Origin of the sequence: Pigmentiphaga daeguensis (genome assembly GCF_039523035.1) — a bacterium.
In the GTDB taxonomy this organism is placed as follows: domain Bacteria; phylum Pseudomonadota; class Gammaproteobacteria; order Burkholderiales; family Burkholderiaceae_B; genus Pigmentiphaga; species Pigmentiphaga daeguensis.
Genome location: NZ_BAAAEN010000017.1, coordinates 109084 through 135000 on the forward strand (window position 1 = coordinate 109084; position 25917 = coordinate 135000).

Genomic DNA, 25917 nt, shown 5'->3' on the forward strand with positions numbered 1-25917 from the left:
TGCCCTCAGGACACCGCGACTCACATCCAACACCACACCCTGGCCTAGACCCAGGATGCGGCGGATCCGGCTTCGCCGGTCCACCCGCATCGCCCCCTTGCGGGGCGCGCGTCAGCGCGCAGGGGGGACCCGTTTAACTCCGGCCACCCCGCAGCTTGCGGATGGCGGCCAGCTGCGCCGCCAGCATCGCCAGTTCGGCCTCGACCACGGCCACTTCGGCCTTGTCCTTGGCATTGCGCAGCGCTTCTTCCGCCGCCTTGCGCGCCTGCTCGGCCTTGGCCTCGTCCAGGTCGTGGCTGCGGATGGCCGTATCGGCCAGCACCGTCACGGTACCCGGCTGGATCTCGAGCAGACCGCCGGCCACGAAGATGTGCTCTTCCTCGCCGTTGTCCGCGCGCGAGATCTTCACCGTACCCGGACGGATACGCGAGATCAGCGGCGTGTGCCCGGGCAGTATGCCCAGCTCGCCCGACTCGCCAGGCAGCGCAACGAACTTCGCCTCACCGGCGAAGATCGACGCCTCAGCACTGACGACATCCACATGAATAGTTGCCATACTCAATTCTCCTGTGCTGCGCTTCGCGCAGCCCCAGCGCCCCTACCCAAAATAACTGCCCCGAACCCAGGGCACAGCGGATCCGGCTTTGCCGGTCCGCCAGTGCCGCCCCCTGGGGGGCGCGCGTAAGCGCGTAGGGGGGTTACAGTTTTTTTGCTTTCTCGAACGCTTCGTCGATCGTGCCGACCATGTAGAAGGCCTGCTCGGGCAGCGCGTCGCACTCGCCTTCGACGATCATCTTGAAGCCACGGATGGTTTCCTTCAGCGGCACGTACTTGCCGGGCGAACCCGTGAACACTTCGGCCACGTGGAAGGGCTGCGACAGGAAGCGCTGGATCTTGCGGGCGCGGCCCACGGCCTGCTTGTCTTCCGGCGACAGTTCGTCCATGCCCAGGATCGCGATGATGTCGCGCAGTTCCTTGTAGCGCTGCAGCGTCTGCTGCACGCCACGGGCGACGGCGTAGTGCTCTTCGCCCACGATCTGCGGGTCGAGCTGGCGGCTGGTGGAGTCGAGCGGGTCGACGGCGGGGTAGATACCCAGCGCGGCGATGTCACGCGACAGCACGACGGTCGAGTCCAGGTGCAGGAAGGTCGTGGCGGGCGACGGGTCGGTCAAGTCATCCGCAGGCACGTACACGGCCTGGATCGACGTGATCGAGCCGGTCTTGGTCGAGGTGATGCGCTCTTGCAGCTTGCCCATTTCCTCGGCCAGCGTCGGCTGGTAGCCCACGGCGGAGGGCATGCGGCCCAGCAGCGCGGACACTTCGGTACCGGCCAGCGTGTAGCGGTAGATGTTGTCGACGAAGAACAGGATGTCGCGGCCTTCGTCGCGGAACTTCTCGGCCATCGTCAGGCCCGACAGCGCCACGCGCAGACGGTTGCCCGGGGGCTCGTTCATCTGGCCGAACACCATCGCCACCTTGGACTCTTCGATCTTGTCCAGGTTGATGACGCCCGCTTCCGCCATTTCGTGGTAGAAGTCGTTGCCTTCGCGAGTCCGCTCGCCCACGCCCGCGAACACCGACAGGCCGCTGTGCTGCTTGGCGATGTTGTTGATGAGCTCGAGCATGTTCACGGTCTTGCCCACGCCGGCGCCGCCGAACAGGCCGACCTTGCCGCCCTTGGCGAACGGGCACACCAGGTCGATAACCTTGATGCCGGTCTCGAGCAGTTCCACGGAGGGCGACAGCTCGTCGAACTTGGGCGCGTCCTGGTGGATGGCGCGGCGCTCTTCCGACTTGATCGGGCCGGCTTCGTCGATGGGACGACCCAGCACGTCCATGATGCGGCCCAGCGTGCCGGTGCCCACGGGCACCGAGATGGGCGCGCCGCTGGCGGCCACGGCCATGCCGCGGCGCAGGCCGTCGGACGAGCCCATGGCGATGGTACGGACGACGCCGTCACCGAGCTGCTGCTGCACTTCGAACGTCAGGCCCTTCTCGGCAAAAGCCGAGCTCTCGTCGGCCAGCGTAAGGGCCTCGTAGATCTTGGGCATGCTGTCGCGGGGGAACTGAATGTCCACCACGGCACCGATGCACTGAACGATGGTTCCGTTGCTCATATCGATTCCTCGATTCCTGATTCTTTAAGGCGTCGCGCCGGCTTACACCGCCGCCGCACCGCCCACGATTTCCGAAATTTCCTTGGTGATGGCTGCCTGGCGGGTCTTGTTGTAGACCAGCTGCAGATCGCCGATCACCTTCTTGGCGTTGTCCGATGCAGCCTTCATGGCCACCATCCGGGCGGACTGCTCGGACGCCATGTTTTCGGCAACGGCTTGGTACACCAGCGCTTCGACGTAGCGCAGCAGGAGTTCATCGACGACCGACTTGGCATCGGGTTCGTAGATGTAGTCCCACGAGTAGGCCTTCTTCTCTTCCTCGGTCTGCGCGAAACGCTCGGCCGACAGCGGCAGCAGCTGCTCGATCACGGGCTCCTGCTTCATCGTGTTGATGAAGCGGTTGTACGCGAGGTACACCACGTCGACCTTGCCTTCGGCATACGCGTCCAGCTGAACCTTGATCGCGCCGATCAGGCGTTCGAGGTTGGGCGCGTCGCCCAGTTGCACCGCCTGGGACACGACGTTGGCATCCAGACGGGTCAGGAAGCCCAGACCCTTGTTGCCAATGGCCGTGGTCTGGACCTTGATGCCCTTCGCTTCCGAGTCCTTCAGGCGATTGAGCACCGCGCGCAGGATGTTGGTGTTCAGCGCGCCGCACAGGCCCTTGTCGGTCGTGACCACGATCAAGCCGGCGGCCTTGATGTCGTCGCGCTTGGCCAGGTAGGCGTGTTCGTAGTCGGGATTGGCTTGCGCCATGTGCGCGGCAATGTTGCGCACCTTGTCGGCATACGGACGGGCCGTGCGCATCCGGTCCTGCGCCTTGCGCATCTTGGACGCGGCGACCATTTCCATCGCCTTGGTGATCTTGCGCGTGTTTTGCACGCTCTTGATCTTGGTTCGGATTTCCTTGATTCCGGGCATCTATCTTCCCCTGTCAGTGTTCACAGAGAGGCGCCGAGCGGCGCCCCGTGTACCCTGCTTCAGAAGGCTCCGTTCTTCTTGAAATCCTTCACTGCTTCGTGCAGCGCGGCTTCGTCGTCCTTGGACAGTTCCTTGGTGTCCTCGATACGGCCGACCAGCGCGTCGTACTTGGACTTCAGGTATTCCTTCAGCGCCTTTTCGAACGCCAGGACGTCCTTGACCTCGACGTCGTCGATGTAGCCGTTGTTGGCGGCGAACAGCGAGACGGCCAGTTCCCAGACCTGCAGCGGCTGGTACTGGGGCTGCTTGAGCAGTTCCACCACGCGGCGGCCGCGCTCGAGCTGGCGACGGGTCGATTCGTCCAGGTCGGAAGCGAACTGCGCGAAGGCAGCCAGTTCACGGTACTGGGCCAGGTCGGTACGGATACCGCCGGACAGCTTCTTGATGACCTTGGTCTGGGCGGCGCCACCCACGCGCGACACCGAGATACCGGCGTTGATGGCGGGGCGGATACCGGCGTTGAACAGGTCCGATTCCAGGAAGATCTGGCCGTCGGTGATCGAGATCACGTTGGTCGGAACGAAGGCGGACACGTCGCCGGCCTGCGTTTCGATGATGGGCAGCGCGGTCAGCGAACCGGTCTTGCCCTTCACGGCGCCGTTGGTGAACTTCTCGACGTACTCTTCGTTGACGCGAGCGGCACGTTCCAGCAGGCGCGAGTGCAGGTAGAACACGTCGCCGGGGTAGGCTTCGCGGCCGGGCGGGCGGCGCAGCAGCAGCGAGACCTGGCGATAGGCCCAGGCTTGCTTGGTCAGGTCGTCATAGATGATCAGGGCGTCTTCGCCGCGATCACGGAAGTATTCGCCCATCGTGCAGCCGGAGTAGGCGGCGATGTACTGCATCGCGGCCGATTCCGAGGCCGAGGCGGCCACGACGATGGTGTACTCCAGCGCGCCGTGCTCTTCGAGCTTGCGGACCACGTTGTTGATGGTCGAGGCCTTCTGGCCGATCGCCACGTACACGCAGGTCAGGCCCTTGCCCTTCTGGCTGATGATGGTATCGACGGCGACGGCGGTCTTGCCGGTCTGGCGGTCGCCGATGATCAGCTCGCGCTGGCCGCGGCCGATGGGCACCATGGCGTCGATAGCCTTCAGGCCGGTCTGCACCGGCTGCGACACCGACTTGCGCGCGATCACGCCCGGGGCGACCTTCTCGATCACGTCGGTGGCCTTGGCGTTGACCGGACCCTTGCCGTCGATCGGCTGGCCCAGCGCGTCGACCACGCGGCCCTTCAGTTCCGGACCGACCGGCACTTCCAGGATGCGGCCGGTCGACTTGACCGTATCGCCTTCCGAGATGTGGGTGTAGTCGCCGAGAATCACGGCGCCGACGGAGTCGCGCTCGAGGTTGAGCGCCATGCCGAAGGTGTTGTTGGGAAACTCGAGCATTTCGCCCTGCATCACGTCCGACAGGCCGTGGATGCGGGTGATACCGTCGGTCACGGACACGACCGTGCCTTGGGTACGGATGTCAGCAGAGTTGCTCAGGCCTTCGATGCGGCTCTTGAGCAATTCGCTGATCTCAGACGGATTGAGTTGCATGGTTGACTCCTGGAATCCTTTCTCTCGGTGCCGATGTGTGCGCAGCGACCGAACTATGCGACGAGCGCGTCGCGCATGCGATCAAGCTGCGCACGCACGGAGGTATCGAGCACCTGATCCCCGACGGCCACTCGCACGCCGCCGATCAGCGAAGCGTCGACCCGGACGGTGGGCTTGATCTTCACGCCGAATTTCTTTTCCAGCCCGGCGACCAGGTCGGCAACCTGGGCATCGGTCAACGCGAAGGCGCTGGCGATATCGGCATCGGCGCTACCTTCGTGGCGGTTCTTGAGCCACAGGAATTGCGATGCGATCTCGGGCAGCAGCAGCAGACGGCCGTTTTCGACCAACAGCGTCACGAAATTGCGCGCGGCGGACGAAAGCGGCGTCTTCAGCGTGGCCGTGAACAATTCGACTCGCTGTGCGTTGTCGAGCTTGGGATCGGCGATGGCGCTGCGCACCTCGGGGTGCGCGGCCGCCTGCGCCATTTCGGCGACAAGCTCGGCCCAGGCGGCAAGGCCTGCGCTATCTGCACGGGCGACGCCGAACAGCGCTTCAGCGTATGGCCGGGCGATGGTGGACAGTTCAGCCATGGTGGCTCTCGATGCCTGATACGGTTGGCGAGGTGATTCGCAAACGCGTGAGCGGCACGCGTTGCTCGTGCCACCCGCGCGGGTTCTTCATTACAACTGCGCCTTCAGCTGGCCGAGCAGCTCGGCATGCACCTGGGCGTTGACTTCGCGCTTGAGGATTTCCTCGGCGCCCTTCACGGCCAGTTGCGCCACGGCGTCGCGCAAACCTTCACGGGCGCGCTGGGCTTCCTGCTGCGCTTCCTGGCGGGCTTGCTCGAGAATGCGGGCGCGTTCGGCCTCGGCGTCCTTGCGGGCTTGCTCGATCAAGGCAGCGGCCTGCTTCTCGGCCTGAGCCAGGCGAGCCTGGTTCTCGGACTTGGCAGCGGCTTCGATCTGACCGATGCGGGCCTCGGCCTGCACCAGTTCTGCCTTGCCTTTCTCGGCCGAGGCAAGGCCTTCGGCGATCTTCAGACGGCGCTCTTCGATGGACTTCATCAGAGGCGGCCACACGAACTTCATCGTGAACCACGCCAGAATGAAGAACACGAGCATCTGGAAGACGAGTGTCGCGTTCAGATTCACGGTGTTTCCTTATTCGGAAAAGAACATCATCCGTGACGAGGGCTGTGGCCGCGTCACGGAGCGGTCATGTCGAATAGAGGTCTTAGCCGACGAACGGGTTCGCGAAGGCGAACAGCATGGCGATACCCACGCCGATCAGGAAGGCCGCGTCGATCAGGCCGGCCAGCAGGAACAGCTTGGTTTGCAGGGGGTTCATCAGCTCGGGCTGGCGAGCCGAGGCTTCGATGTACTTGCCACCGACGATCGCGATTCCCAGGCAAGCGCCGATGGCACCCAGACCGATGATCAGACCGCAAGCGAGAGCGACGAGAGCGACGTTGGTCATGACAACTCCTTGATATGAATCGTAAAACGACTAGTTATGTTGATAATTGAACGACGGATACTGCAAACCTGCTACGGATCGCGGCAGTACCGACCGCGCCCGGTATTCCCAAGAACCCTCGAGATCAGTGGCCTTCGTGGGCCTGGCCGATGTACACCAGGGTCAGCATCATGAAGATGAAAGCCTGGAGCACGACGATCAGGATGTGGAAGATGGCCCAGACCGATCCGGCGAGGATGTGGCCGACACCCAGCGCCACGCTGGTGGCGTTCAGGCCGGCCCACGCGCCGCCCAGCATGGCGATCAGCATGAAGATCAGTTCGCCGGCGAACATGTTGCCGAACAGCCGCATGCCCAGCGAAACCATCTTGGCGGCGTATTCGATGATGTTCAGCAGGAAGTTGAAGGGGGCCAGCAGCAGCGCGCCGATGCCATGGGCATGGAAAGGCGCGGTGAACAGTTCCTTGACGAAACCGCCGGGCGACTTGATCTTGATGCCGTAGTAGAACATCAGCAGCAGCACGCCCATGGACATGCCGATAGGCGCGTTCAGGTCGGCCGTGGGCACGATGCGGTGGTAGTGGATGACGTCGTCCAGCCCGACCAGGCTGAACAGGTAATGGGGCAGGTCGACCGGCAGCAGGTCGAGGGCGTTCATGAAGACGATCCACATGAACACGGTCAGCGCCAGCGGCGCGACGAACAGGCGGGACTTGGCGTTGTGGACGATGCCCTTGGCTTCCTCGTCCACCCACTCGACCAGGATCTCGACGAAGGCCTGCATCTTGCCCGGCACGCCGGCGGTGGCGCGGCGGGCGCCCAGCCACATCAGGAACACGACCACGAGGCCCATGGAGATGGACCAGAAAAGCGTGTCGTAGTTGACGACCGAGAAGTCGGCGATGAGGGACTGCTTGTGTCCGGTGTTGTTCAGGTGTCCCAGGTGATGGACGATGTACTCGGACGCGGTCGGCGCTGTGGTGGAAGCCATATCGGGGGTTTCTATCCTACGACCTGATTTTGAAATTCTCGCGATGCCGGCCGGGGTTTCCCGCACGCGCCGCCATCTTCAATCCATTTTCTTGCCGAAAGCCAGTACCAGCCACTGGCTTTTGAGCGCACACACCAAGCCCGCCAGGAAGGCGGGCCACACGAGCCATTCACGACCGAACTTCGCCGCTGCGACGATGAACACGACAGCGACGGCGATCTTGAAGAACTCGCCGAAGAAAAACGTTGCGGGGTTTGCTCCCCCCGGCTTCTGCACACTCAGAATCAGCCTGAATGCGAACAAGGCGTTGGGAATGACGTATGCCGCGGCACCGGCCAGCGCCGACAGCCCTGCGGCGCTCCCTGACACCACATAGGCCAGCACGGCGACCACGATGCTGACAGCAACCTGAACAATTATCGCATGCAGCAAGTCCCGCACGGCCTGCCGACGCAATATCGTCCGTTCTGCCTCGGTAAGCCGAAGCGGTTCTACCTGTTCATTGGAACGCAGACGCTCGGCGTCGCGGGCTTCCCAACCCCATGGATCGGGTTCGCCGGCCTCCCTGTGGTCGCGCGCGCTGGATGTCTCCTGCTGCGCAGTCCCCTTGGCTCCGCTTTTGCTGGCCGCTTTTCCGTATGCATCTGAAGGGCGCGGATCGTCTTCGACCGTCTTCATCGGACGACTTGCACCTTTTCAAGACCTGCTTTCCGACAAACCATACGAGTATAGCGGGTTTACCCGAAAGGTTCAAACTTGCCTTGATCCAGGGCACCGCGGATCCGGCTTCGCCGGTCCGCCAGGCCGCCCCCTGGGGCGCCCGTAAGGACTTAAGGGGGTCTACAACCGATAGGAATCGTCGCGGCGGTCCAACAGGCGCAGCAGGGCGGGCCATTCCAGCAGGCCGAAGGGACGGCGGGTGGTGGGTTTGTAGAGGTGGTTGGTCAGCTCGACCACGGCCGGGGCGGGCAGGTGCAGCGGGGCGTTGCAGGCCATGGCCATCGCCTGGGCCTGGCAGGCGCGTTCCAGCCAGTACATGGCGGTGAAGGCCTCGGCGATGGACGGTCCGACGGTCAGGAGGCCGTGGTTGCGCAGGATCATCGCCTGGCTGTCGCCCAGGTCGGCGACCAGGCGCTGCTGTTCGCCCAGGTCCACCACCACGCCCTCGTATTCGTGCATGGCCACCTTGCCGAAGAACATCGCGGTCTGGGACAGCGGCAGGAGGCCGCATTCCAGCGCCGAGACGGCCATGCCGGCGGGCGTGTGGGTATGGATCACGCAATCGACCTCGGGCCGGGCGCGGTGCACGGCCGAATGGATCACGAAGCCGGCATGGTTCACGCCGTAGTCCTGGCCGCCGTCGTCCACCACGTTGCCGTCCAGGTCGATCTTGATCAGGCTGGACGCCGTGATCTCCTCGTAGGCCATGCCATAGGGATTGATCAGGAAATGCCCGTGCGCGCCCGGCACGCGGGCCGAGATGTGGTTGTAGATCAGGTCGTCCATCCTGAAGTGCGCCACCAGCCGGTAGCACGCGGCCAGGTCCACCCGCGTCGCCCATTCGGCCTCGTCCATGCCGGCACGTCCCGCCGCCTTCTCCATATCCGCTCCATCCTGGTGAAAAGTCCCCTGCGCGCACAGAGGGTCAATCGATGCCGGCGCGGCGGATGACGCCGCCCCACTTGTCGATATCGGCGGCGATGATCCGCCCCATCTCCGCCGGCGTGGTGGGCCAGGCCTGGATGCCCAGCGCGTCGAACCGGCCCGCGGTCTCGGGCAGCGCCAGCACCGCCGCGATCTCCTTGTTCAGGCGCTCGATCACCGCGGGCGGCGTGCCCGCCGGCGCCTCCACGCCTTGCCAGCCGTCGGCCTCGAAGCCGGGCACCACCTCGGCGATGGCCGGCGTGTCGGGCAGCGCCGGCAGGCGCTTCTTGCCGGTCGTGCCCAGCGGGATCACCGTCCCGGCCTTGACCTGCTCGATCGCGGTGGTGGTGGGCTGGAAGATCAGCGGCACCTGCCCGCCGATCACGTCGACCAGCGCGCCGCTCTTGTAGGGCACGTGCGTCAGCCGCACCCCCGCCAGCGAGGTCATCAGTTCCATGATGACGTGGCCGGCGCCGCCCACGCCCATCGAGGCGTAGTTGATGGACGCCGGCCTGGCGCGCGCCGCCGCGATCAGGTCGGCCAGCGTGCGCTGCGGGAAATCCTTGTTGGCGATGAGCACGTAGGGCACGGCCGCGACGATGCTGACCGGCGCGAAATCCTTGACCGGTTCGTAGGGCAGTTTCTTGTAGATGAACTGGTTCATGGTCACGATGGAATTGACCATGAAGAAAATGGTGTGGCCGTCGGGCGCGGCCTTGGCCACGGCCTCGGCGCCCAGCATGCCGCCCGCGCCCGCGCGGTTGTCCACCACGAAGGGCTGGCCCATGCGCTCGGCCAGCTTGCCCGACAGGTAGCGCGCCACGATGTCGGGCGAACTGCCGGCCGGGAACGGCACGATGACGCGCACCGGCTTGGACGGATAGCTTTCCGCCGCGCCGGCGGCCATCGAGGCACAGGCCAGCAGGACGGCGGCAGGCCAGGTCGCGGCCGCAACGAACAGCGCTTTCTTTTTCATGATCGTCTCCCCTCTCCGCCGCGCGGCGGACATGGCGGCGATGTCAGAGGACGGAGCCTTCCACGTCCTCGGGCATCTTGAAATTGGGCAGCCGCTTCAGGTTGCCTTGCTCGTCCACCGCCAGGCCCGACTCGGCCGCGGCCCGGCTCAGCACCTCGTCGTGCCAGGTGACCGAACCGCCGCCGGTATGGCCGCCCACCAGCGCGAGCATGGTCAGTTCGCGCTCGCCGTAGTTGCGAAAGCCGCGCATCACGCCGGTCGGCACCGAGATCACGTCCAGCGGCTGCAGCACCAGCTCTTCCTTGTCGTCGCCGATCAGCACGTGCACGGGACCGGAGATGGGGATGAATACCTCGGCGGTCTTGTGCGCGTGCAGGCCCGCGCCGCCGCCGGGCGGCACGACGATGTAGGAGATGGTGAAGCCGTGGTCCTCGGTGATGGGCGGCTGCATGTCGGCGTTCTCGACCACGCCGCGGCCGATCACCTTGAGATTCTTCTTGCGCCCTTCGGGCAGCAGCGAATCGACGAACGCCAGGCTGAAAGGCTTGAGCTCGGAGAAGCGCGCGACTCGCGTGCGGGCAATGGTTTCTAACAATGGGCTGGCCATGGATGCTCCTTCACGGTCGTGGCCGGAAGGCCGCGATGCACACATCATGGCCGCGCCCGCGGCGGCGATAAATTATCGATTTGCTATGCCCGCCATGCCGGCGCGGCATGGCGGATCCGGTTCAGCCGCGCGGCCGCCTGCGGCCCACGGCCCGGGCGCCCTGCCATTGCCCTTGTTCGACTTGCGCCATGATCAGCTCGCGCACCATGGGCAGCACTTCGCTGGCCACGCGCGACAACGGGCGCGAGACCGGCCAGGCCAGGCTGCGCTGCAGCCATAGCCCGGCGATGGGCACCGCCGCCAGGCCGGACTCGAGCGCGACGCTGGAGGGCAGGTAGACGGTGTAGCCCATGCCGCGGCGCACCAGTTGCGCGGCCAGCGCGAACGCGCCGACTTCCGCCTCGATGCGCAGCGGCACGCGCTGGCGCGCGGCCAGCGCCTCGATCTCGTTGCGTATGCCGGCGCGCGACACGCCCGTCAGGATCAGCGGCAGGCCGCGCAACTGGCGCACCGGGATCTCGCTGCGCGCGAGCAGCGGGTCCCCCGCGCGCCCCACCAGGCACAGGCGGTCCTCGAACAGGGGCTCGACCGCCAGCATGTGCGCCGGCGGCGGGGCCGGCGTGGCGCCGCTCAGCAGCGCGATGTCGACCGCGTTGTCGCGCAGCATGTCGTGCATGGCCGGGCTGAAGGCCTGCACGATGTGCGGCTGCGCATCGGGAAAGCGCTGCTTGATCGCGATCGTGAGCGCGGCGCCGATCACGGTCACGTAGTTGGGCGTCATGCCGATGATGACCGGGCCGGACGGCGGCCCCTGCGTGTCGTGCACGTCGCTCTTGAGCTGGTCGAAGCTGCGCAGCAGGTATTGCGCGCGGTCCAGCAGGCGGCGTCCCTCGGGCGTAAGCGTGGCGCCGCGCAGGTGGCGCTCGAACAGCCGCACGCCCAGTTCGTCCTCCAGCATGCGTATGCGCCGGCTCAGGGCCGGCTGGGCGATGAAGAGCTGCTGCGCCGCCTTGGAGAAATTCTCGTGCGCGGCGACGGTCACGAAGTACTTCAGTTGACGAATGTCCATGGCCCCGCCGTTCCCCCCTGTCGTGCGCCATACCCTGGCGGCATGGCCCCTGGACCGCGGAAATATGGCGCGGCCGAGCGAGACCGGCCCTATCATAGCTACGCTGCCCACCCCCGTCACCGCCGCCTTGCCCATGAAGCCCGACAACGCCCTGCTTGCCCGGCTGGACCCCGACATCGCGCCCCGCGTGCTGCGCCTGGTCGAGGCCGAGACCACGCCCTCGCACCTGCTGGAGCCGGCCCAGGTGCGCGCCGCCTTCCTGCGCGCGCGCCAGCCGCTGCGGCGCCCGCCGGTGCCGCTGGACATCGAGGACGCCGGCATCGCCGTCGACGGGGCGCCGCTGGCGCTGCGCCTGTACCGCCCGCGCCGGCCGCGGCCGCCCGCCCTGCTTTACCTGCACGGCGGCGCCTTCACCAACGGCGACCTCGACAGCCACGACGCCACCTGCTGCCTGCTGGCGATGGAAGCCGGCGTGATGGTGGCCAGCGTCGACTATCGCGTGCTGCCCGAGCATCGCTTCCCCGCCGCGTTCAATGACACCGTGGGCGCGCTGCGATGGCTGCATGAACGGGCCGCGGCGCTGGGCGCCGACCCCGCGCGCCTGGCCGTGGGCGGCGACAGCTCCGGCGCGAACCTGGCCCTGGCGGCGGCGCTGGAGACGCGCGGCCAGGTCCCGCTGCGGGCCATGTGGCTGGCCTACCCCATCATCGGCATCGATTTCGACACCCCCTCGTACCGCGAGAACGCCAACGCCCCGCTGCTGACCCGCGCCCGCTGCCGGCGGATCCTGCGCGACTACCTGGGGCGCGAACCGGGCCCGGACGACAGCCGGGTGGCGCCGCTGCTGGCGCCGGACTTCGCCGGCCTGCCGCCGGCGGTGGCGGTGGCCGCCGAACTGGACCCGCTGCGCAGCGACGCCGAGATCCTGGCCGACCGCCTGCGGGAAGCCGGCGCGGCCTGCGAACTGGTGCGCGCGGCCGGCATGCCGCACGGGTTCCTGCGCTGGGTGGCCGACAGCGCCGCGAGCCGGCGCATCGCCGTCCGGAGCGCGCAGGCGCTGGCCGCGCTGCTGGCCTGACGCGGGCGGCCCTTCCGGGGCGCCGGTACCGATAAAATCGGACATACCGCAGCCCGGGACCACCGCCTTGGAACTTCGCCAGATCCAGTACTTCATCTGCCTTTTCGAGGAAGGCACCGTCACGGGCGCGGCGCGCCGGGTGAACGTCGTGCAGCCGGCCCTGAGCGCGCAGATCGTCAAGCTGGAAGAGGAACTGGGCCAGAAGCTGTTCATCCGCAGCGCGCGGGGCATGGAGCCTACCGAGGCGGGGCGGCGCATGTACCAGCTGTACCTGCCCATCCTGCGGGACCTGTCGCAGGCACGCGAGCAGATGACGCTGCGCAGCGGCGAAGTCGGCGGCGAGGTGGTGGTCGGCATGATCTCGTCGCTGGCCGAAAGCGTGCTGAGCGAGGCGCTGACCGATTTCGCCCGCGCCTATCCCAAGGTGAACGTTACCGTCACCAACGGACCGCTGCTCGACTGGGTGGCGTCCGGCAAGATCGACGCCGCGATCGTGGACAAGCCGCGCCGGCCATTCTCGCTCAACGTCGAACCCATCATCGACGACGAACTCGTGCTGGTCGGCCCCGACGACAGCACGGTACCCGCGTCCCTGCCGCTGTCGGCCGCGGCCGCCCTGCCGCTGCTGTTCACCCCGCGCGAGCACAACCTGCGCGAAATCCTGGAAGACTACGCGCGCCAGGAAAACGTGGTGTTCAAGCCCGTGTTCGAGATCTATTCGATGACCGCGCTGCTGAGCCTGGCCGAGGACGCGGCCCTCTACGCCATCCTGCCCCGCACCGTGGTGCGCCGCCATGCGCGCCGCTCGCCGCTGCGCGTACGCACCATCGAGTCGCCCGCCATGGCGCGGCAGATCATCTGCGTCACGCATCCGCGCCGGCCGTTGACCACCGCCTCCGCGCTGTTCCTGGACGTGCTGCGCACGCACATACGCGGGCTGACGGACGGCGCCCCGCCTGCCGCCGATACCGATCGATGATGGCTGCGATCAGTATTAATCATGGCCCGCAACCGGTTCCCGCCGCCCTTCCCGACTTAGAATTTCCGCAGCGCCGCGAGCCGCCCCGGCGGGGCCGCTAGCAACACCCGGCGCCTCCAGGACGCACCGGGCGTGGTGACCCACGCGCCGGCGCGCACATTCCCCATCCCGCAAGCGACCGTGTCCGGCGTGGCATGGGGATCGGTACGAATCATTGAAAAAGCACAAGATGGAGAACTGCATGAAAACCTCGGCACGCGCCCTGTTCGCCGCCCTGGCGGTGGCCGCGGCCGCCGCCTCGCCCCTGGCGATGGCGGACAACTACCCCTCCAAGCCCGTGCGCGTCATCGTGCCCGTGACCGCCGGCGGCGGCGTGGACACGGCCGCGCGCCTGATCGCCACGCACCTGCGCGCCGAGCTGGGCCAGACCTTCGTGGTCGAGAACAAGCCCGGGGCCGGCGGCAACATCGGGCTGGACCTGCTGGCCAAGGCGCCGGCCGACGGCTACACGCTGGCCATCATTCCCAACACGATGACCATCAACCACACGTTGATGAACAAGCTGCCCTTCGACACGCTCAAGAGCTTCGCGCCGGTGGTGCAGATCGGCACCACGCCGGCGGTGCTGGGCGCGCGCGCCGATCTCGCGCCCAAGTCGCTCAAGGACCTCGTGGCCTACGCCAAGGGCAACCCGGGCAAGCTGTCCTACGCCGGTTGCGACACCGGCTCGGCGCTGCACCTGGCCGGCGAGATGTTCAAGCAGCAGGCCAACGTGGACATCACGCACGTGCCGTACAAGGGCTGCTCGGACTCGGTGCCCAACGTGCTGGGTGGGCAGGTGGACCTGATCTTCATCACGCTGACCAACATCGCGGGCTACCTCAAGGACGGCCGCATGCGCGTCTACGCCGTCGCGGCGGACCAGCGCACGCCCTATGCGCCCGACCTGCCCACCGGCGCCGAACAAGGCTTCCCCGGTTTCAACATCGACATCTGGTATGGCATGCTGGCCCCCGCGGGCACGCCGCGCGAGATCGTCGCCAGGCTGAATTCGGCCGTGAACGCCATCCTGAAGAAGCCCGAAGTGCAATCGACGCTGGCCACCAGCTACCTGACGCCGGTGGGCGGCACGCCCGAACAGTTCGGGCAGAAGATCCGTTCCGACATCGACCGCTACGGCGCCGTCATCCGGAAGGCCAACATCCGCATCGAATGACCGTCCAACTTTCTCTTTATCGAGGCCGCTTATGTCCAAACTGAGACTTTCCCTGGGCTGCTGGGACTACGACCGCACCCGCGCGCTGATGGACGGTACCGTCGTTCCCGACGGCATCGACCTGAACTACCTGAACATGCCGGTCGAGGAAACCTTCTTCCGCATGCTGCGGCATCGCGAGTTCGACGTGGCCGAGATGTCGCTGTCGTCCTACACCGTGTCGCTGTTCAAGCCCGAGCGGCCCTTCATCGCGATCCCGATCTTCCCCTCGCGCTTCTTCCGCCACTCGTGCATCTACGTGAACGCGGATGCGGGCATCCGCGAGCCCAAGGACCTGATCGGCAAGCGCATCGGCACGCCCGAGTACCAGATGACCGCGCCGGTGTGGATCCGCGGCATCCTGGACGAACACTACGGCGTGCCCGTCGACAGCGTGACCTACGTCACCGGCGGCGAAGAAGAGCCAGGCCGTCCCGAGAAGCTCAAGATCGACCTGCCCCCCAACATCAAGGTCGAGCAGATCGGCCCCACGCAGACCCTGTCGCAGATGCTGCTGGACGGCGAGATCGACGCCCTGCACACCGCGCGCATGCCGTCCACCTTCCTGACCGGCAAGGGCAAGGTCACGCGGCTGTTCCCCGATTTCGAAGCGGTCGAGCGCGAGTACTTCCGCAACACGGGGATCTTCCCCATCATGCATACGCTGGTCATCCGCCGCGAAATCTACGAGGCCAACCGCTGGGTCGCGCAGTCGCTGTACAAGGCCTTCGTGCAGGCGCAGCAGGTGGCCTACCAGAACCTGCGCGAGACCGCCGCGCTCAAGATCATGCATCCCTGGCTGCTGGGCAACATGGAAGCCGTGATCAAGGAAATGGGCGAAGACTTCTGGGCCTACGGCTTCGAGAACAACCGCAAGACGCTGGAGACCTTCCTGCGCTACCACCACCAGGGTGGGCTGTCGAAGAAGCTGCTGACGCCGGAAGACCTGTTCGCGCCGGAGACCTTCGAGGCGTTCAAGATCTGAACGCCGTAGCCGGGCAGGCCGCGCGCACGCGGCCTGCCCGCCGGCTCAGGGGCAGGGATTGGGCTGGCTGCGATGGATGCGCTCGATGCCCTCCAGCACTTCGGGGGCAAGCGTGACCTGCGCGCTGGCGATGTTCTCCTGCAGTTGCGCCATGGTGGTCGCGCCGATCAGGTTGCTGGCCACGAACGGCCTGCTGTTCACCCAGGCCAGCGCCATCTGCGCCGGCACGAGGCCATGGTCGCGCGCGAGCTCCACGTACTGGCGCGCGGCCGATTCGGCCTGGGGCCCGTCATAGCGGGTGAAGCGCGAGAACAGCGTCAGGCGCGCGCCCTCGGGCCGCGCGCCGCCCAGGTACTTGCCCGACAGCACGCCCATGCCCAGCGGCGAATAGGCCAGCAAGCTGACCTGCTCGAACTGCGTGAACTCGGACAGGCCGATTTCGTACACGCGGTTGAGCAGGCTGTAGGGATTCTGGATGGACGCGATGCGCGGCAGGCCGCGCGTCTCGGACAGTTTCAGGAACTGCGCCACGCCCCACGGCGTTTCATTCGAGACGCCGATGTGCCGCACCTTGCCCTCGCGCACGAAGTCCTGCAGCACCGACAGCGTTTCCTCGATGGGCACGGTGTAGTCGTCCTTCACCCAGGGATAGGCGAGCTGGCCGAAGGTGGCCGTGGTGCGGTCGGGCCAGTGCAGCTGGTAGAGATCGAGGTAGTCCGTCTGCAGGCGCTTGAGGCTGTCGTGCAGCGCGGCAGTCAGGTTCTTGCGGTCCAGGAAGGGCTTGCCGTCGCGGATGTGGCCGGGACGCTTGGCATCGCGCAAGGGGCCGGCGACCTTGCTGGTCAGCACGATGTCCTGGCGGCGGCCGGTGCGGGCCAGCCAGGTGCCGATGTAGGCCTCGGTGCGGCCCTGGGTCTCGGCCTTGGGCGGCACCGGATACATCTCGGCGGCATCCACCAGGTTCACGCCCTGCGCCAGCGCGTAATCCAGTTGCTCGTGGGCCTCGGCTTCGCTGTTCTGCTCCCCCCAGGTCATGGTTCCCAGCCCGATCACGCTGACTTCGAGATCGGTGCGTCCCAGTTTGCGGTATTCCACGTCTGTGCTCCGGTTGCGGGTTGGTCCGTCCAAGGTTACTGCATGGCCGCTGTCGACTGCATGAAAGCCCTGCGCGACAGCCTAAAATAGCGGCACCCGAACCAAACCCCGCAGGAGAGCCCCCGCATGCAAGAGGATGACGGCCGCGAACCCGACTATCGCTTCACGCTGGCCAACGAACGCACCTTCCTCGCCTGGATACGCACCGCGCTTGCCGTGCTGGCCGGCGCCATCCTGCTGCACCAGTTCGGCGGCGTGGTCCAGCCGCATTGGCCGCTGCTGGCGCTGAGCGTGGCGATGACCGTCGCCGGCCTGGTCTTCTGCTGCGGCGCCTATTTCCAGTGGAAGGCCAACCAGCAGGCCATGCGGCACTCGCGGCCCCTGCCGCGTTCGACCTTGATTCCGCTGGCCGCGGGCGTGACCCTGCTGGTCGCCGTGGTGGCCGGCCTGTTCGTGCTATTCCGATGAGTTCGCAGCTTGACCCGGGGCTGCAACCCCAGCGCACCGCGCTGTCCTGGGGCCGGACCGGCCTGTCGATGACGGCCGTTGCGCTGCTGGTGCTGCGCGCGGGCGTGCAGGAACACCAGCCGATGTTCCTGATCGTGGGCGCGCTGGACATGCTGTGCGCCATCCTGTTCTTCGCGACCGCGTCATGGCGCCGGTCGGCCCTGGCCCTGGACAAGATCCACGCCGCCTCGTCGGCGTGGATGGCTGGCATCACCGCGTTGGTGGCCATCACGAGCCTGGCCGGGACCTGGCTCGTGCTGAGCTAGTTCAGCCCCTGCCCTTGGCCACCAGCGACCTGAACTCGTCCACGTTCATCACGTGCGCGGTCGAGAACGCGAGGATGGTCAGCGTCGCCTTGTGCACCTCGGCCGCGCTCATCGCGCCCCAGCCCACGTCGGGATAGTCGAAGGTGCCGGTGGCATCGGCCAGGAACGCCACCTTGTAGTTGTGGAACATCGCGTCGCGCGCCGTGGCGTGGCAGCAGTTCTCGGTGGTGGTGCCCGAGATCACGACGTTCCGTATGCCCCATTCGCGCAGGATGATGTCCAGGTCGGTGCCGTAGAAACCGCTGTAGCGGTGCTTTTTGATGACATGCTCGCCCGGGGCCGGAGCGAGTTCGGGATAGATGTCGGCGCCCTTGGTGCCGTCCACCAGGGACGAGTGGTCGGCGATGGGTCCGTACAGGTCGCGAAACAGCCCCATGTCGCAGCCGTCGTCACGATGCACGTGCGCGGTATAGAGCACGCGTATCCCCTGCTCGCGGCAAAAGCGCAGGGTCTCGGCCAGCTTGCCGACCATGTCCCTGGCCTGCCGGGACTGGAGCTTGGCGCCGTCGGCGACGAAGTCGTTCTGCATGTCCACCACGACCATGGCGGTCTGGCGGGGATCGATGCGGTCGAAGCGGTAGGGCATGGCTGTCTCCTTTGATCATCGACGAGCGGTGACACACTGCATAATATATCCACCTCCGCCGTGCGCCCGGCTACCATCGCCGCGGCGCCTCAATCGACCATGCCGAAGAAGACTCCGCCCGACCCGACCGTCCCGCTCGAGCACCGCATCGCCTATCAGGCGCTGATGATCGCGACACGCATCTCGCAGTTCCTGGCCCCCATGTGGGAAGAAAAGTACGGCCTGACGACCATCACGTGGCGCGTAATGGCAGTGGTCGGACGCTTCGGCCCACTGTCGGCCAAGGAAGTAGCTGAACATACGAGCACGGACGCTTTCTTCGTCTCGCGCGCCATCGTGCAGCTGACCAGGCAGGGCTATATGACCAAGGGCGTCGATCCGCGCGATCGCCGGCGTTCCGTGCTGCAGTTGACCGAGGCAGGCGAGCGGGCGCGCATGGACGTGGAGCGCGTGATGAGCGCACTGGAACATGACGTGCTGGGTGCGATGGGCCAGGGAGAAGAGCGCCACATCCGGGAGACGCTGAGCAAGCTGGCGGCCACGGCTTCGGATCGGCTGAAGTCTCCCCGGACCTGGAAAGACTTCGCCGATTGACCTTACCGCAGGTCAGGAAGCCGACTGTATGCCGGCCTTACGGATGATCGTGCCCCAGCGCGCATATTCCTTGTCCATGTAGCTTTGCAGATCGTCCGGCGTCGAGCCTACGATGTCCAGGCCCATGTCGTGGAAGCGCGTGGCGATGTCGGGCTTGGCCAGGATCTCCTTGACCGTGGCCGAGAGCTTGTCTCGCACCGACTTGGACGTGCCCGTTGGGGCCAGCAAGGCGAACCACGGACCCGCCACGATCTCGGGATAGCCTTTTTCCGCGAAGGTCGGAACCTCGGGCAGCACCGAACTGCGTCGAGGCGAGGCCACTGCAACGGCAGCCAACTGGCCCGTCCGGACTCGCTCACCCACATTCACGGTGTCCGCGATCATCAGATCGACGCGACCCTGCATGACATCGGTCAATATGGGAGGAAAACCGTTGTAGGGCACATGCGTTAGCGAAATGCCCAGCGCCTGGTCCAGCAGCGCGCCGGTGACGTGGCCCGTGGTGCCCACGCCCTGGGTGGCGTAAGTCAGCGGCGCGCCGCCCGACCGAGCCCGCTGCAGGAAAGCCTCGAACGTCGGCAGTCCTGCCTTGGGCGAGGCCACCAGCACGTTGGGCGCATCGACAACCCGCGACACCGGAGCAAACGCATGCTGCGCATCGTAGGGCAGCTTGGACATGATGAACGGGTTGATCACCAGCGGTCCCTGGGCCGTAAGCAGCAGCGTGTAGCCATCCGCCGCGCTCTTGGCCACGAGATCCGTGCCGATGGTGCCACCGGCGCCTGCCTTGTTTTCCACCACGAACTGTTGGTGATAGCGGGCCGAAAGCTCGGCCGCCAGCGTGCGGGCGACGACGTCGATCGATCCTCCAGCCAGGAAAGGCACAATCACCCGGACGGAACGAGTGGGCCAGGAAGCTCCCTGCGCGAAAACCCCATGCGGGAACAGGCTGGTGGCGCCGAGGGCGGCTGCCAGGGCGAGATGTCTCATGATATTTGTCATCGTAAGCCTCATTTCATCTTCTCCCGGGTCCCCTGGACTGGCGGCAACTGCGCCAGCGCCGCTGCTTCGTCGAAAGTTCGGGTTCGGTTCAGCGTGATGGCGATGGCACGGATGCGGTATTGCGAGGCAGCGAGCGCTTCCGGTGGCATCCGCCCTTCCTCGAGTGCCTGGGCGGCATTGATCAGCCTGCGCCGGGTCTGGGCGATGGCGGTATCGGACGTCCCGAGGTGCTCGATGCTGCGGTCCGCGATTTCGCCCTGGCTTTCCTGCACGGCGATGTCCTGCAATTGGGCGCTGGGGATGCCGGTAAAGGATTCGGCGCGCTGCTTGCCGCGATCGATCAGATAGTCGTTCTCCTTGTTGCCTATCGATTCATAGGTGCCCGGCACGCGGCGCGAATAATCCAGATCGCCGGTGTCGTACTCCTCGATTTCCTCCTGTTCCAGCGGCCGCTCCGGCTGGTAGCGGATCCTGTACCACCAGCAGTTCCGGTCGTCGATCGGGACGAAGAAATTGGCCCGGCACACGCTTCCCGGCGCGGTCGGGACCAGCACGCCGACCGGCATCAGCCACTGCGTGACGCGCCAGTAGTAGGTATCGTCGTCGCCGTCTCGGCGCGCGGAAATGGACATGCCGTAAGGGGTATCCGCACAGAAGAACCGCGGAGCGCCATCGGCGTCGGAGAAGCGCTGAAAGTCCCCCACGCCGAACACGTCCTTGGACATGAGGTTCATCTGGTGCAGAAAGGTCAGATGAGACGTATCCAGGCTGCCTTCCAGCGCCTGCATGAAGTTGCAACGCATCAGCCGCTTCGACGCGTAAACGTGGCTTTCCGGCAGCGACATGAATTCGATGTCGGGCGCGGCGGGGGCCTGGCCAGGGCCCAGATAGGCCCAGACGATGCCACCGGATTCATGCACGGGGTATGCCCGCGCGCGCACCTTGGCCTTCATCGGGCTGGTCGAAGGTTCGCTGGGCATGTCGACGCAGGCGCCGTCCACGCCAAACTTCCAACCGTGGTAGACGCAGCGTAATCCACCCTGTTCATTGCGGCCGAAGAACAGGTCGACCGAGCGATGCGGGCAGCGCGCGTCCAGCAGTCCGACCCTGCCCTCCGAGTCGCGAAACGCCACCAGGCGGTGGCCGAGCAGGCCGACACGCACTGGCGGGCAGTCCGGCTCGGCGATTTCTTCCGACAACAATGCCGGTATCCAGAATCGACCAATGAGATTTCCCATGGGCGCGCCGTTCTCCACCCGGGTAAGCATGCGATTCATTTCGGGGCTGAGCATCGATCCTCCTGTCTCCTGTTCCATGACTGCGCTCCGCCCTCGCGGATGGTCGCGGCCCTGCACTGATCAAATACTAGCGAATCGCTAGCATTTGATCAGTATAGGATTCGCATGGCCGGGTGTCAAGAAGGAGAAAACGGCAACAGCCATGGCCCTCTGGCGCGGCGCGACCGCGTCAAAGGGCCATGGCTGCCCGATAAGAAAGGACCGGAAACGACCGGCCGGGTAGGTTCAGCTCCAGGGATCGATGGTCATGTGGATGGCCCCCTGCACGCCCTGGCCCGCCAGGCTGCGCAGCGCGAGGTCGGTATCCTCGAGCCCGAAGGCATGCGTGCTCATCTTCTTCACCCCATGGCGATCGCCCGCGATCAGTTGCAGCGCCAGCTCGACCGATTCGTAGCTGTGGCCGCGCATGCCCTTGACGGTCAGGAAGCGCGCGATGATGCGATCGCTGTCGAATTCGGGAATGCGGCGGCGCTTCTGCCCGCCCAGGATGACCCGTCCGCGCTTGCGCGCAAGCTGGACCGCGGTGACGACCGAATCGGTGCCGCCCGCGGCGCAGTCGATGACCAGGTCCGCCATCAGGCCACCGGTCAGGTCGGCGACGGTCTCGAGCAGGTCCTGCGACTCGATGTCGATGGTGTGGTGCGCGCCCAGTTCGCGCGCCAGTGCCAGGCGGCGCGCATCCGTCTCGTTCGAGAGCCCGGTGATGATGATGCGTTCGGCCCCCGCTTCGCGCGCGGCCACGACGCATGCCAGGCCCTGTTGGCCGGGCCCTTGTATCACCACGGTCTGGCCCGGCCCCGCGCCGCCTTGCAGGTAGGTCCATTCGATGCCGTTGGCCAGGGGCAGCGCCAGCGCCGCATGGCGGGGCGAGACGCCGGCGGGCACGCGATGGAACACCGTGTTCAGGTGCAGGAACTGGTACTGGCTGAACCCGCCCCACAGCCCCGGTTCCACCGACAGCCCGGTGGCGCCGTAGCGCAGTCCGCCCAGGCGCCAGTCGGTGGCGTCGCACAGCCGGAATTCGCCGCTGCGGCAGAACTCGCAATGGCCGCAGGGCAGGTATTCCTCCAGCGCGACCAGGTCGCCTTCCTTCACCCCCCACCTGGCGCGCGCCACGTCGCCCAGTTCGGCCACGTGGCCCACGGTTTCGTGGCCGAGCACGAGCGGGCCGCGGCTGGCCGGCAGTTGCTGGTAGTAGGGCCAGTCGCTGCCGCACACGCCGGTGACGGCGACCTTGAGCAGGCCGCTGGTGGCGGAGGTGGCCGGCGCGGCCAGTTCGCGCAGTTCGGTCCTGCCGGCCTCGACGGCGACCGCGGCTCGTACGTTAAGCGCCATGGCCGCTACACCGACGCGTGCGGCCGGCCGGGCTGCGCCGTGAGCGCCTCGGCGGCGGCGTCCTTGAAGTGCTGGTCGCGCGGCAGGATCACCGCCGCCGAGCGGACGTGGTGCGCCGACGGATGCGTTCCCGGAGGCGCCGCGCCTTCCTCGGCCAGCGCCTTCACGGCCTTCATCAACGCGCGGCGCATCTTGACGATGCCGTTGTCGGTGGACGTCAGGTGCTCCTTGGTACGGTCCTGGATCGGGCCCATGCTTTCCTGCAGCGATGCATCCTGCATGCCGATGCCTTCGATGCCGCTGAACGTTCTGCCCGCCTTCTGGGCCTCGCGGTCCATCAGGTAGTCGTTGTCCTTGTTCTGCAGCGGGCGGAACGTGCCCGGCACGTAGCGCACGTGGATGCCCTTGCCGTCTTCCATCGCCTGCACCTCGGCCTCGGTCAGCGCGCGGCCGGCATGGTAGTCGAAGCTCCACGCCCAGCAATTCTCGTCGTCGATGGGAACCCAGAAGTGCCCGTGCACCGGATGATCGCCGCGCGGAGGAACCATGGTGAAGCAGGGCATCAGCCACGGGGTGATGCGCCAGTAGTAGGAATCGTCATCGGCGTTGCGGCGCACGCCCACCAGCAGGCCGGTATCGGTGTCGACCACCTCGAACACCGGGCGCAGGTCCTTGAGGTTGTACTGGTTGCCCGCCGCACCCTTGAACAGCGGATCGGACTTGAGGCTGTCGCGATGCAGCCACGAGACGTGGCTGGAATCGATGCCGCCCTCCAGCGCCTGCAGCCAGTTGTTTTCCTGGATGCGCTTGGACACGAAGCGCTGCTCGGCGGGCACCATCGCGAACTCGTACTCGGGCAGCGGTGGCTGGTGCTCGGGCGGGCCCATGTAGGTCCACAGGATGCCGCCGCGCTCGACCAGCGGATACGAGGTGAGCTTGATACGGCTGCGAAAACCGCTGTCTTCCGCTTCGGACGGCACGTCCAGGCATTGGCCGTCGGCGGCGTATTTCCAGCCATGGTACGGACAGCGGATGCCGCCGCCCTGGCCCTTCTCGTCGTAGCGGCCGAACCAAAGCGACACGCCGCGATGCGCACAGAACTCGTCGATGAGGCCGATGTTGTCTTCCTCGTCGCGTATGGCCAGCAGCCGCTCGGACAGCAGCTTGACGCGCACCGGCTCGCAGCCGGGCCCGGGCAGCTCGCGGCTCAGCATCACCGGCAGCCAGTAGCGGCGGAACAGCTCGCCCAGGGGCGTTCCCGGCCCCGTCTGGGTAAGCAGGTCGTTCTGTTCCTTCTTCAACATCTTGAGTCCCCTCGCTTGAGATACGTTCCGTATAAAGGAACACTGTTCCTCGATAGGAAACAAAGTTATCATTCGCTCGATCCCGATGTCAATGCGGCCCGTGCCGCGGCGACCATCGGAACTTCAAGAAAGGAGACACGCCGATGACGATTCATCGCCATTTCCTCGCGCGCCTTCTGTGCGCGAGCCTTGCAGCCGGCGCCCTTGCGGCGCCTGCCTGTGCGCAGGATCCGTGGCCCAACCGGCCGGTCAAGATCGTGGTGCCCTACGCGCCCGGCGGCAGCGCCGACACGCTGGGCCGGCTGATCGCGCGCCATCTTGCCGAGACGTTCAAGCAGAGCTTCGTGGTGGACAACCGCGGCGGCGCGGGCGGCGTCATCGGTTCGCAAATGGTCGCGCGCGCCGAGCCCGACGGCTACACGCTGGTGGTGTCGGGCATCGGCTCGCACGTCGTCGCCCCGTTGACCAACGCGACCAGCTTCGACCCGATCAAGGACTTCACCCACATCGCGCTGCTGGGCGGACCGCCCACCGTGCTGGCGGTCAACGTGGCGCAGCCCATCAAGGACGTGCCCGGCTTCATCAAACAGGTCAAGTCCATGCCCCAGGGCCTGAGCTGGGCCTCGCCCGGGCAGGGCACGCATGGCGCCCTGATCGGCGAAGCCTTCCGCCAGATCACCAAGCTGAACCTGGTGCACATCAGCTACAAGGGCGCGGGTCCGGCCGTGGCCGACGTCGCGGCCAACCAGGTACCGGCCGCCTTCATCACGCTCAGCACCGCCGCTGGCAACATCAAGGCCGGCAAGCTGCGCCCGCTGGCCGTGACCTCGGCGCAGCGCGTGGCCGACTTCCCCGATATCCCGACCTTCAAGGAACTGGGCTATCCGCAGCTGACCGGCACCACCTGGTTCTCGCTGTCGGGCCCCGCCGGCATGGCGCCCGAGCTGGTCACCAAGCTCAACCTCGCGGTGCGCAAGGCCCTGCAATCGTCGGAAGGGCAGGCCGAACTGCGGGCCCAGAACATGGAAACCTTCGACTGGGATGCGCCCACGTTCAACGATTTCGTGAAGAAGGAAATCGTGCACTGGAAGCAATATATAGAGCCCCCCCCTACGCGCTGACGCGCGCAAGGAAAGCCCACCCCCTACGCCCTTCGGGCGCCCCCTCAAGGGGGCGAAACCGGCGGACTGGCAAAGCCAGATCCGCGGTTTCCTGGGACCGGTGGGACTTTCCTGGTTTGTCGCTTCCGTGCTTTGCTGGCTGCCAGCACTTGTTATAAAGGTGGGTTGACACAAACATTGTCCATCATCATGCAAGACACTCAGGACGGAGGCGAAGGGCGGCTGTCCTCGGTCGCTTCGGCCATTCGTGTGCTCAAGGCGTTTTCCGAGACGGAAGTCGAGATCGGGATCAGCACGCTTGCCAAGCGGCTGGGGCTGGCCAAGAGCACGGTGCACCGGCTGGCCAGCACGCTGACGGCCGAGGGGCTGTTGGAGCAGAATCCGGAGAATGGCCGGTATCGGCTGGGGCTGGGGCTGTTCGCGCTGGGCGCGCTGGTGCGGCGACGCATGGATATTTCGACGCAGGCCCTGCCCTACCTGCACGAGTTGCGCGAGATCACCGGCGAGACCGTGCATCTGGCCACGCTCGAGCAGAGCAACATCATCTATCTCTTCAACCTCGAAAGCCATCAGGCGATCCGCATGCGTTCGTACGTGGGCGCGCGCAAGCCCGCCTTTTGCACCAGCGAGGGCCGTGCCCTGCTGGCCTTCCAGAGCGCCGAGGTACTGGCGCGCGTGGTCAAGGACGGCCTGGCGCCGCGCACGCCGAACACACAGACCGATCCTGCCCTGTTGCGCGGCACGCTGGAACAGGTGCGCCGCGACGGCTATGCGCAGGACGACGAGGAAAGCGAGGTCGGCATGCGGGGCCTTGCGGCGCCGGTGCGCGACCACACCGGGCAGGTCATCGCCGCGATCGGCATCGCCGGTCCCACCCAGCGACTGACCAAGAAAGCGATGCGCGGGTTCGTCGCGCCCGTGCTCCAGGCCGCCGACGGCGTGTCGGCGCGGCTAGGGCCTGTTAACACAACGCAGCCCATCTGCAATCAGGGCGAAATTGATGAACCCGGTAAACATGACGTCGAGTTTGTCGAAGCGGGAGAAGAT

Annotated in this window: 28 protein-coding genes; 9 read left to right on the top strand and 19 right to left on the bottom strand. The window is 66.3% G+C overall.

Annotation, left to right across the window (positions count from 1 at the left end; all coding sequences use genetic code 11):
* Positions 1–133: 133 nt before the first annotated feature.
* From ABD104_RS20155 to ABD104_RS20215, 13 genes are all read right to left on the bottom strand, one after another.
* The gene (locus ABD104_RS20155) at positions 134–556 is read right to left on the bottom strand and encodes a F0F1 ATP synthase subunit epsilon (protein ID WP_087840362.1); all 423 of its coding nucleotides are present in this window, start codon (positions 554–556) and stop codon (positions 134–136) included.
* A 142-nt stretch (positions 557–698) separates the two neighbouring features.
* On the bottom strand, positions 699–2117 hold the full coding sequence (gene atpD / locus ABD104_RS20160) for a F0F1 ATP synthase subunit beta (protein WP_087840363.1): 1419 nt from the start codon (positions 2115–2117) through the stop codon (positions 699–701).
* A gap of 42 nt (positions 2118–2159) precedes the next feature.
* Positions 2160–3038, bottom strand: coding sequence for a F0F1 ATP synthase subunit gamma (gene atpG, locus ABD104_RS20165; RefSeq protein ID WP_087840365.1), 879 nt, complete (start codon positions 3036–3038; stop codon positions 2160–2162).
* A gap of 59 nt (positions 3039–3097) precedes the next feature.
* Positions 3098–4639, bottom strand: a complete 1542-nt coding sequence (atpA, locus tag ABD104_RS20170) for a F0F1 ATP synthase subunit alpha (protein ID WP_087840367.1) — start codon at positions 4637–4639, stop codon at positions 3098–3100.
* 53 nt (positions 4640–4692) lie between these two features.
* Positions 4693–5232, bottom strand: a complete 540-nt coding sequence (locus ABD104_RS20175) for a F0F1 ATP synthase subunit delta (protein WP_087840369.1) — start codon at positions 5230–5232, stop codon at positions 4693–4695.
* Between the two features lie 90 nt (positions 5233–5322).
* Positions 5323–5793 (bottom strand): F0F1 ATP synthase subunit B, encoded by a 471-nt coding sequence (locus ABD104_RS20180; protein WP_087840371.1) that lies wholly within the window; start codon positions 5791–5793, stop codon positions 5323–5325.
* 82 nt (positions 5794–5875) lie between these two features.
* The gene (atpE, locus tag ABD104_RS20185) at positions 5876–6118 is read right to left on the bottom strand and encodes a F0F1 ATP synthase subunit C (protein ID WP_087782618.1); all 243 of its coding nucleotides are present in this window, start codon (positions 6116–6118) and stop codon (positions 5876–5878) included.
* Positions 6119–6242: 124 nt separating this feature from the next.
* Complete coding sequence (atpB, locus tag ABD104_RS20190) at positions 6243–7109, bottom strand: F0F1 ATP synthase subunit A (RefSeq protein ID WP_087840373.1); 867 nt, start codon at positions 7107–7109, stop codon at positions 6243–6245.
* Between the two features lie 78 nt (positions 7110–7187).
* The gene (locus ABD104_RS20195; RefSeq protein ID WP_087840375.1) at positions 7188–7787 is read right to left on the bottom strand and encodes an ATP synthase subunit I; all 600 of its coding nucleotides are present in this window, start codon (positions 7785–7787) and stop codon (positions 7188–7190) included.
* A 162-nt stretch (positions 7788–7949) separates the two neighbouring features.
* Positions 7950–8711, bottom strand: a complete 762-nt coding sequence (locus ABD104_RS20200; RefSeq protein WP_343928084.1) for a class II aldolase/adducin family protein — start codon at positions 8709–8711, stop codon at positions 7950–7952.
* 43 nt (positions 8712–8754) lie between these two features.
* Complete coding sequence (locus ABD104_RS20205; protein WP_165963238.1) at positions 8755–9729, bottom strand: Bug family tripartite tricarboxylate transporter substrate binding protein; 975 nt, start codon at positions 9727–9729, stop codon at positions 8755–8757.
* Positions 9730–9772: 43 nt separating this feature from the next.
* Entirely contained in the window at positions 9773–10336 is a 564-nt protein-coding gene (locus tag ABD104_RS20210; RefSeq protein ID WP_165963239.1) for a cupin domain-containing protein, read from the bottom strand.
* Positions 10337–10457: 121 nt separating this feature from the next.
* Entirely contained in the window at positions 10458–11405 is a 948-nt protein-coding gene (locus ABD104_RS20215) for a LysR family transcriptional regulator (protein ID WP_130356200.1), read from the bottom strand.
* On the opposite strand from ABD104_RS20215, the gene ABD104_RS20220 reads away from it, so the two are divergent.
* The 4 genes from ABD104_RS20220 to ABD104_RS20235 all read left to right on the top strand — a co-directional run bounded on the left by ABD104_RS20220 (position 11404) and on the right by ABD104_RS20235 (position 15702).
* Positions 11404–12483, top strand: coding sequence for an alpha/beta hydrolase (locus ABD104_RS20220; RefSeq protein WP_176400807.1), 1080 nt, complete (start codon positions 11404–11406; stop codon positions 12481–12483). The genes ABD104_RS20215 and ABD104_RS20220 overlap by 2 nt on opposite strands.
* 67 nt (positions 12484–12550) lie before the next feature.
* On the top strand, positions 12551–13462 hold the full coding sequence (locus ABD104_RS20225) for a LysR family transcriptional regulator (RefSeq protein WP_087840382.1): 912 nt from the start codon (positions 12551–12553) through the stop codon (positions 13460–13462).
* Between the two features lie 241 nt (positions 13463–13703).
* On the top strand, positions 13704–14678 hold the full coding sequence (locus tag ABD104_RS20230; RefSeq protein WP_176400808.1) for a tripartite tricarboxylate transporter substrate binding protein: 975 nt from the start codon (positions 13704–13706) through the stop codon (positions 14676–14678).
* Between the two features lie 31 nt (positions 14679–14709).
* The gene (locus tag ABD104_RS20235; protein ID WP_087840384.1) at positions 14710–15702 is read left to right on the top strand and encodes a 4,5-dihydroxyphthalate decarboxylase; all 993 of its coding nucleotides are present in this window, start codon (positions 14710–14712) and stop codon (positions 15700–15702) included.
* A 45-nt stretch (positions 15703–15747) separates the two neighbouring features.
* Here the strand turns inward: ABD104_RS20235 and ABD104_RS20240 are convergent, their stop codons facing one another.
* Positions 15748–16797, bottom strand: coding sequence for an NADP(H)-dependent aldo-keto reductase (locus tag ABD104_RS20240; RefSeq protein ID WP_087840386.1), 1050 nt, complete (start codon positions 16795–16797; stop codon positions 15748–15750).
* Positions 16798–16923: 126 nt separating this feature from the next.
* Between ABD104_RS20240 and ABD104_RS20245 the strand changes: the two genes are divergently transcribed.
* Positions 16924–17265, top strand: a complete 342-nt coding sequence (locus ABD104_RS20245; RefSeq protein WP_087840387.1) for a YidH family protein — start codon at positions 16924–16926, stop codon at positions 17263–17265.
* Entirely contained in the window at positions 17262–17570 is a 309-nt protein-coding gene (locus tag ABD104_RS20250; RefSeq protein WP_087840388.1) for a DUF202 domain-containing protein, read from the top strand. The genes ABD104_RS20245 and ABD104_RS20250 overlap by 4 nt, the downstream gene beginning before the upstream one ends.
* 1 nt (position 17571) lies before the next feature.
* Here the strand turns inward: ABD104_RS20250 and ABD104_RS20255 are convergent, their stop codons facing one another.
* A complete protein-coding gene (locus tag ABD104_RS20255) occupies positions 17572–18216 on the bottom strand; it encodes a cysteine hydrolase family protein (RefSeq protein WP_087840389.1) in 645 nt (214 codons plus the stop codon).
* A gap of 99 nt (positions 18217–18315) precedes the next feature.
* On the opposite strand from ABD104_RS20255, the gene ABD104_RS20260 reads away from it, so the two are divergent.
* Positions 18316–18810 carry a MarR family winged helix-turn-helix transcriptional regulator gene (locus ABD104_RS20260; protein WP_087840391.1) on the top strand — a complete coding sequence of 165 codons (495 nt, stop codon included), beginning with the start codon at positions 18316–18318 and terminating at the stop codon, positions 18808–18810.
* Between the two features lie 12 nt (positions 18811–18822).
* Here ABD104_RS20260 and ABD104_RS20265 read toward each other — a convergent pair whose 3' ends face one another.
* The 4 genes from ABD104_RS20265 to ABD104_RS20280 all read right to left on the bottom strand — a co-directional run bounded on the left by ABD104_RS20265 (position 18823) and on the right by ABD104_RS20280 (position 23749).
* On the bottom strand, positions 18823–19800 hold the full coding sequence (locus ABD104_RS20265) for a Bug family tripartite tricarboxylate transporter substrate binding protein (protein ID WP_176400809.1): 978 nt from the start codon (positions 19798–19800) through the stop codon (positions 18823–18825).
* A gap of 20 nt (positions 19801–19820) precedes the next feature.
* Positions 19821–21167, bottom strand: a complete 1347-nt coding sequence (locus ABD104_RS20270; RefSeq protein ID WP_140416892.1) for a Rieske 2Fe-2S domain-containing protein — start codon at positions 21165–21167, stop codon at positions 19821–19823.
* Positions 21168–21335: 168 nt separating this feature from the next.
* Positions 21336–22445: a zinc-dependent alcohol dehydrogenase gene (locus ABD104_RS20275; protein WP_087840397.1), complete on the bottom strand. Its 1110-nt coding sequence runs from the start codon at positions 22443–22445 to the stop codon at positions 21336–21338.
* 5 nt (positions 22446–22450) lie between these two features.
* The gene (locus tag ABD104_RS20280) at positions 22451–23749 is read right to left on the bottom strand and encodes an aromatic ring-hydroxylating dioxygenase subunit alpha (RefSeq protein ID WP_087840399.1); all 1299 of its coding nucleotides are present in this window, start codon (positions 23747–23749) and stop codon (positions 22451–22453) included.
* A 143-nt stretch (positions 23750–23892) separates the two neighbouring features.
* On the opposite strand from ABD104_RS20280, the gene ABD104_RS20285 reads away from it, so the two are divergent.
* Entirely contained in the window at positions 23893–24870 is a 978-nt protein-coding gene (locus ABD104_RS20285; protein ID WP_087840401.1) for a tripartite tricarboxylate transporter substrate binding protein, read from the top strand.
* A 177-nt stretch (positions 24871–25047) separates the two neighbouring features.
* Positions 25048–25917: IclR family transcriptional regulator (locus ABD104_RS20290; protein ID WP_425543351.1), on the top strand; the 870-nt coding region annotated here is incomplete at its 3' end.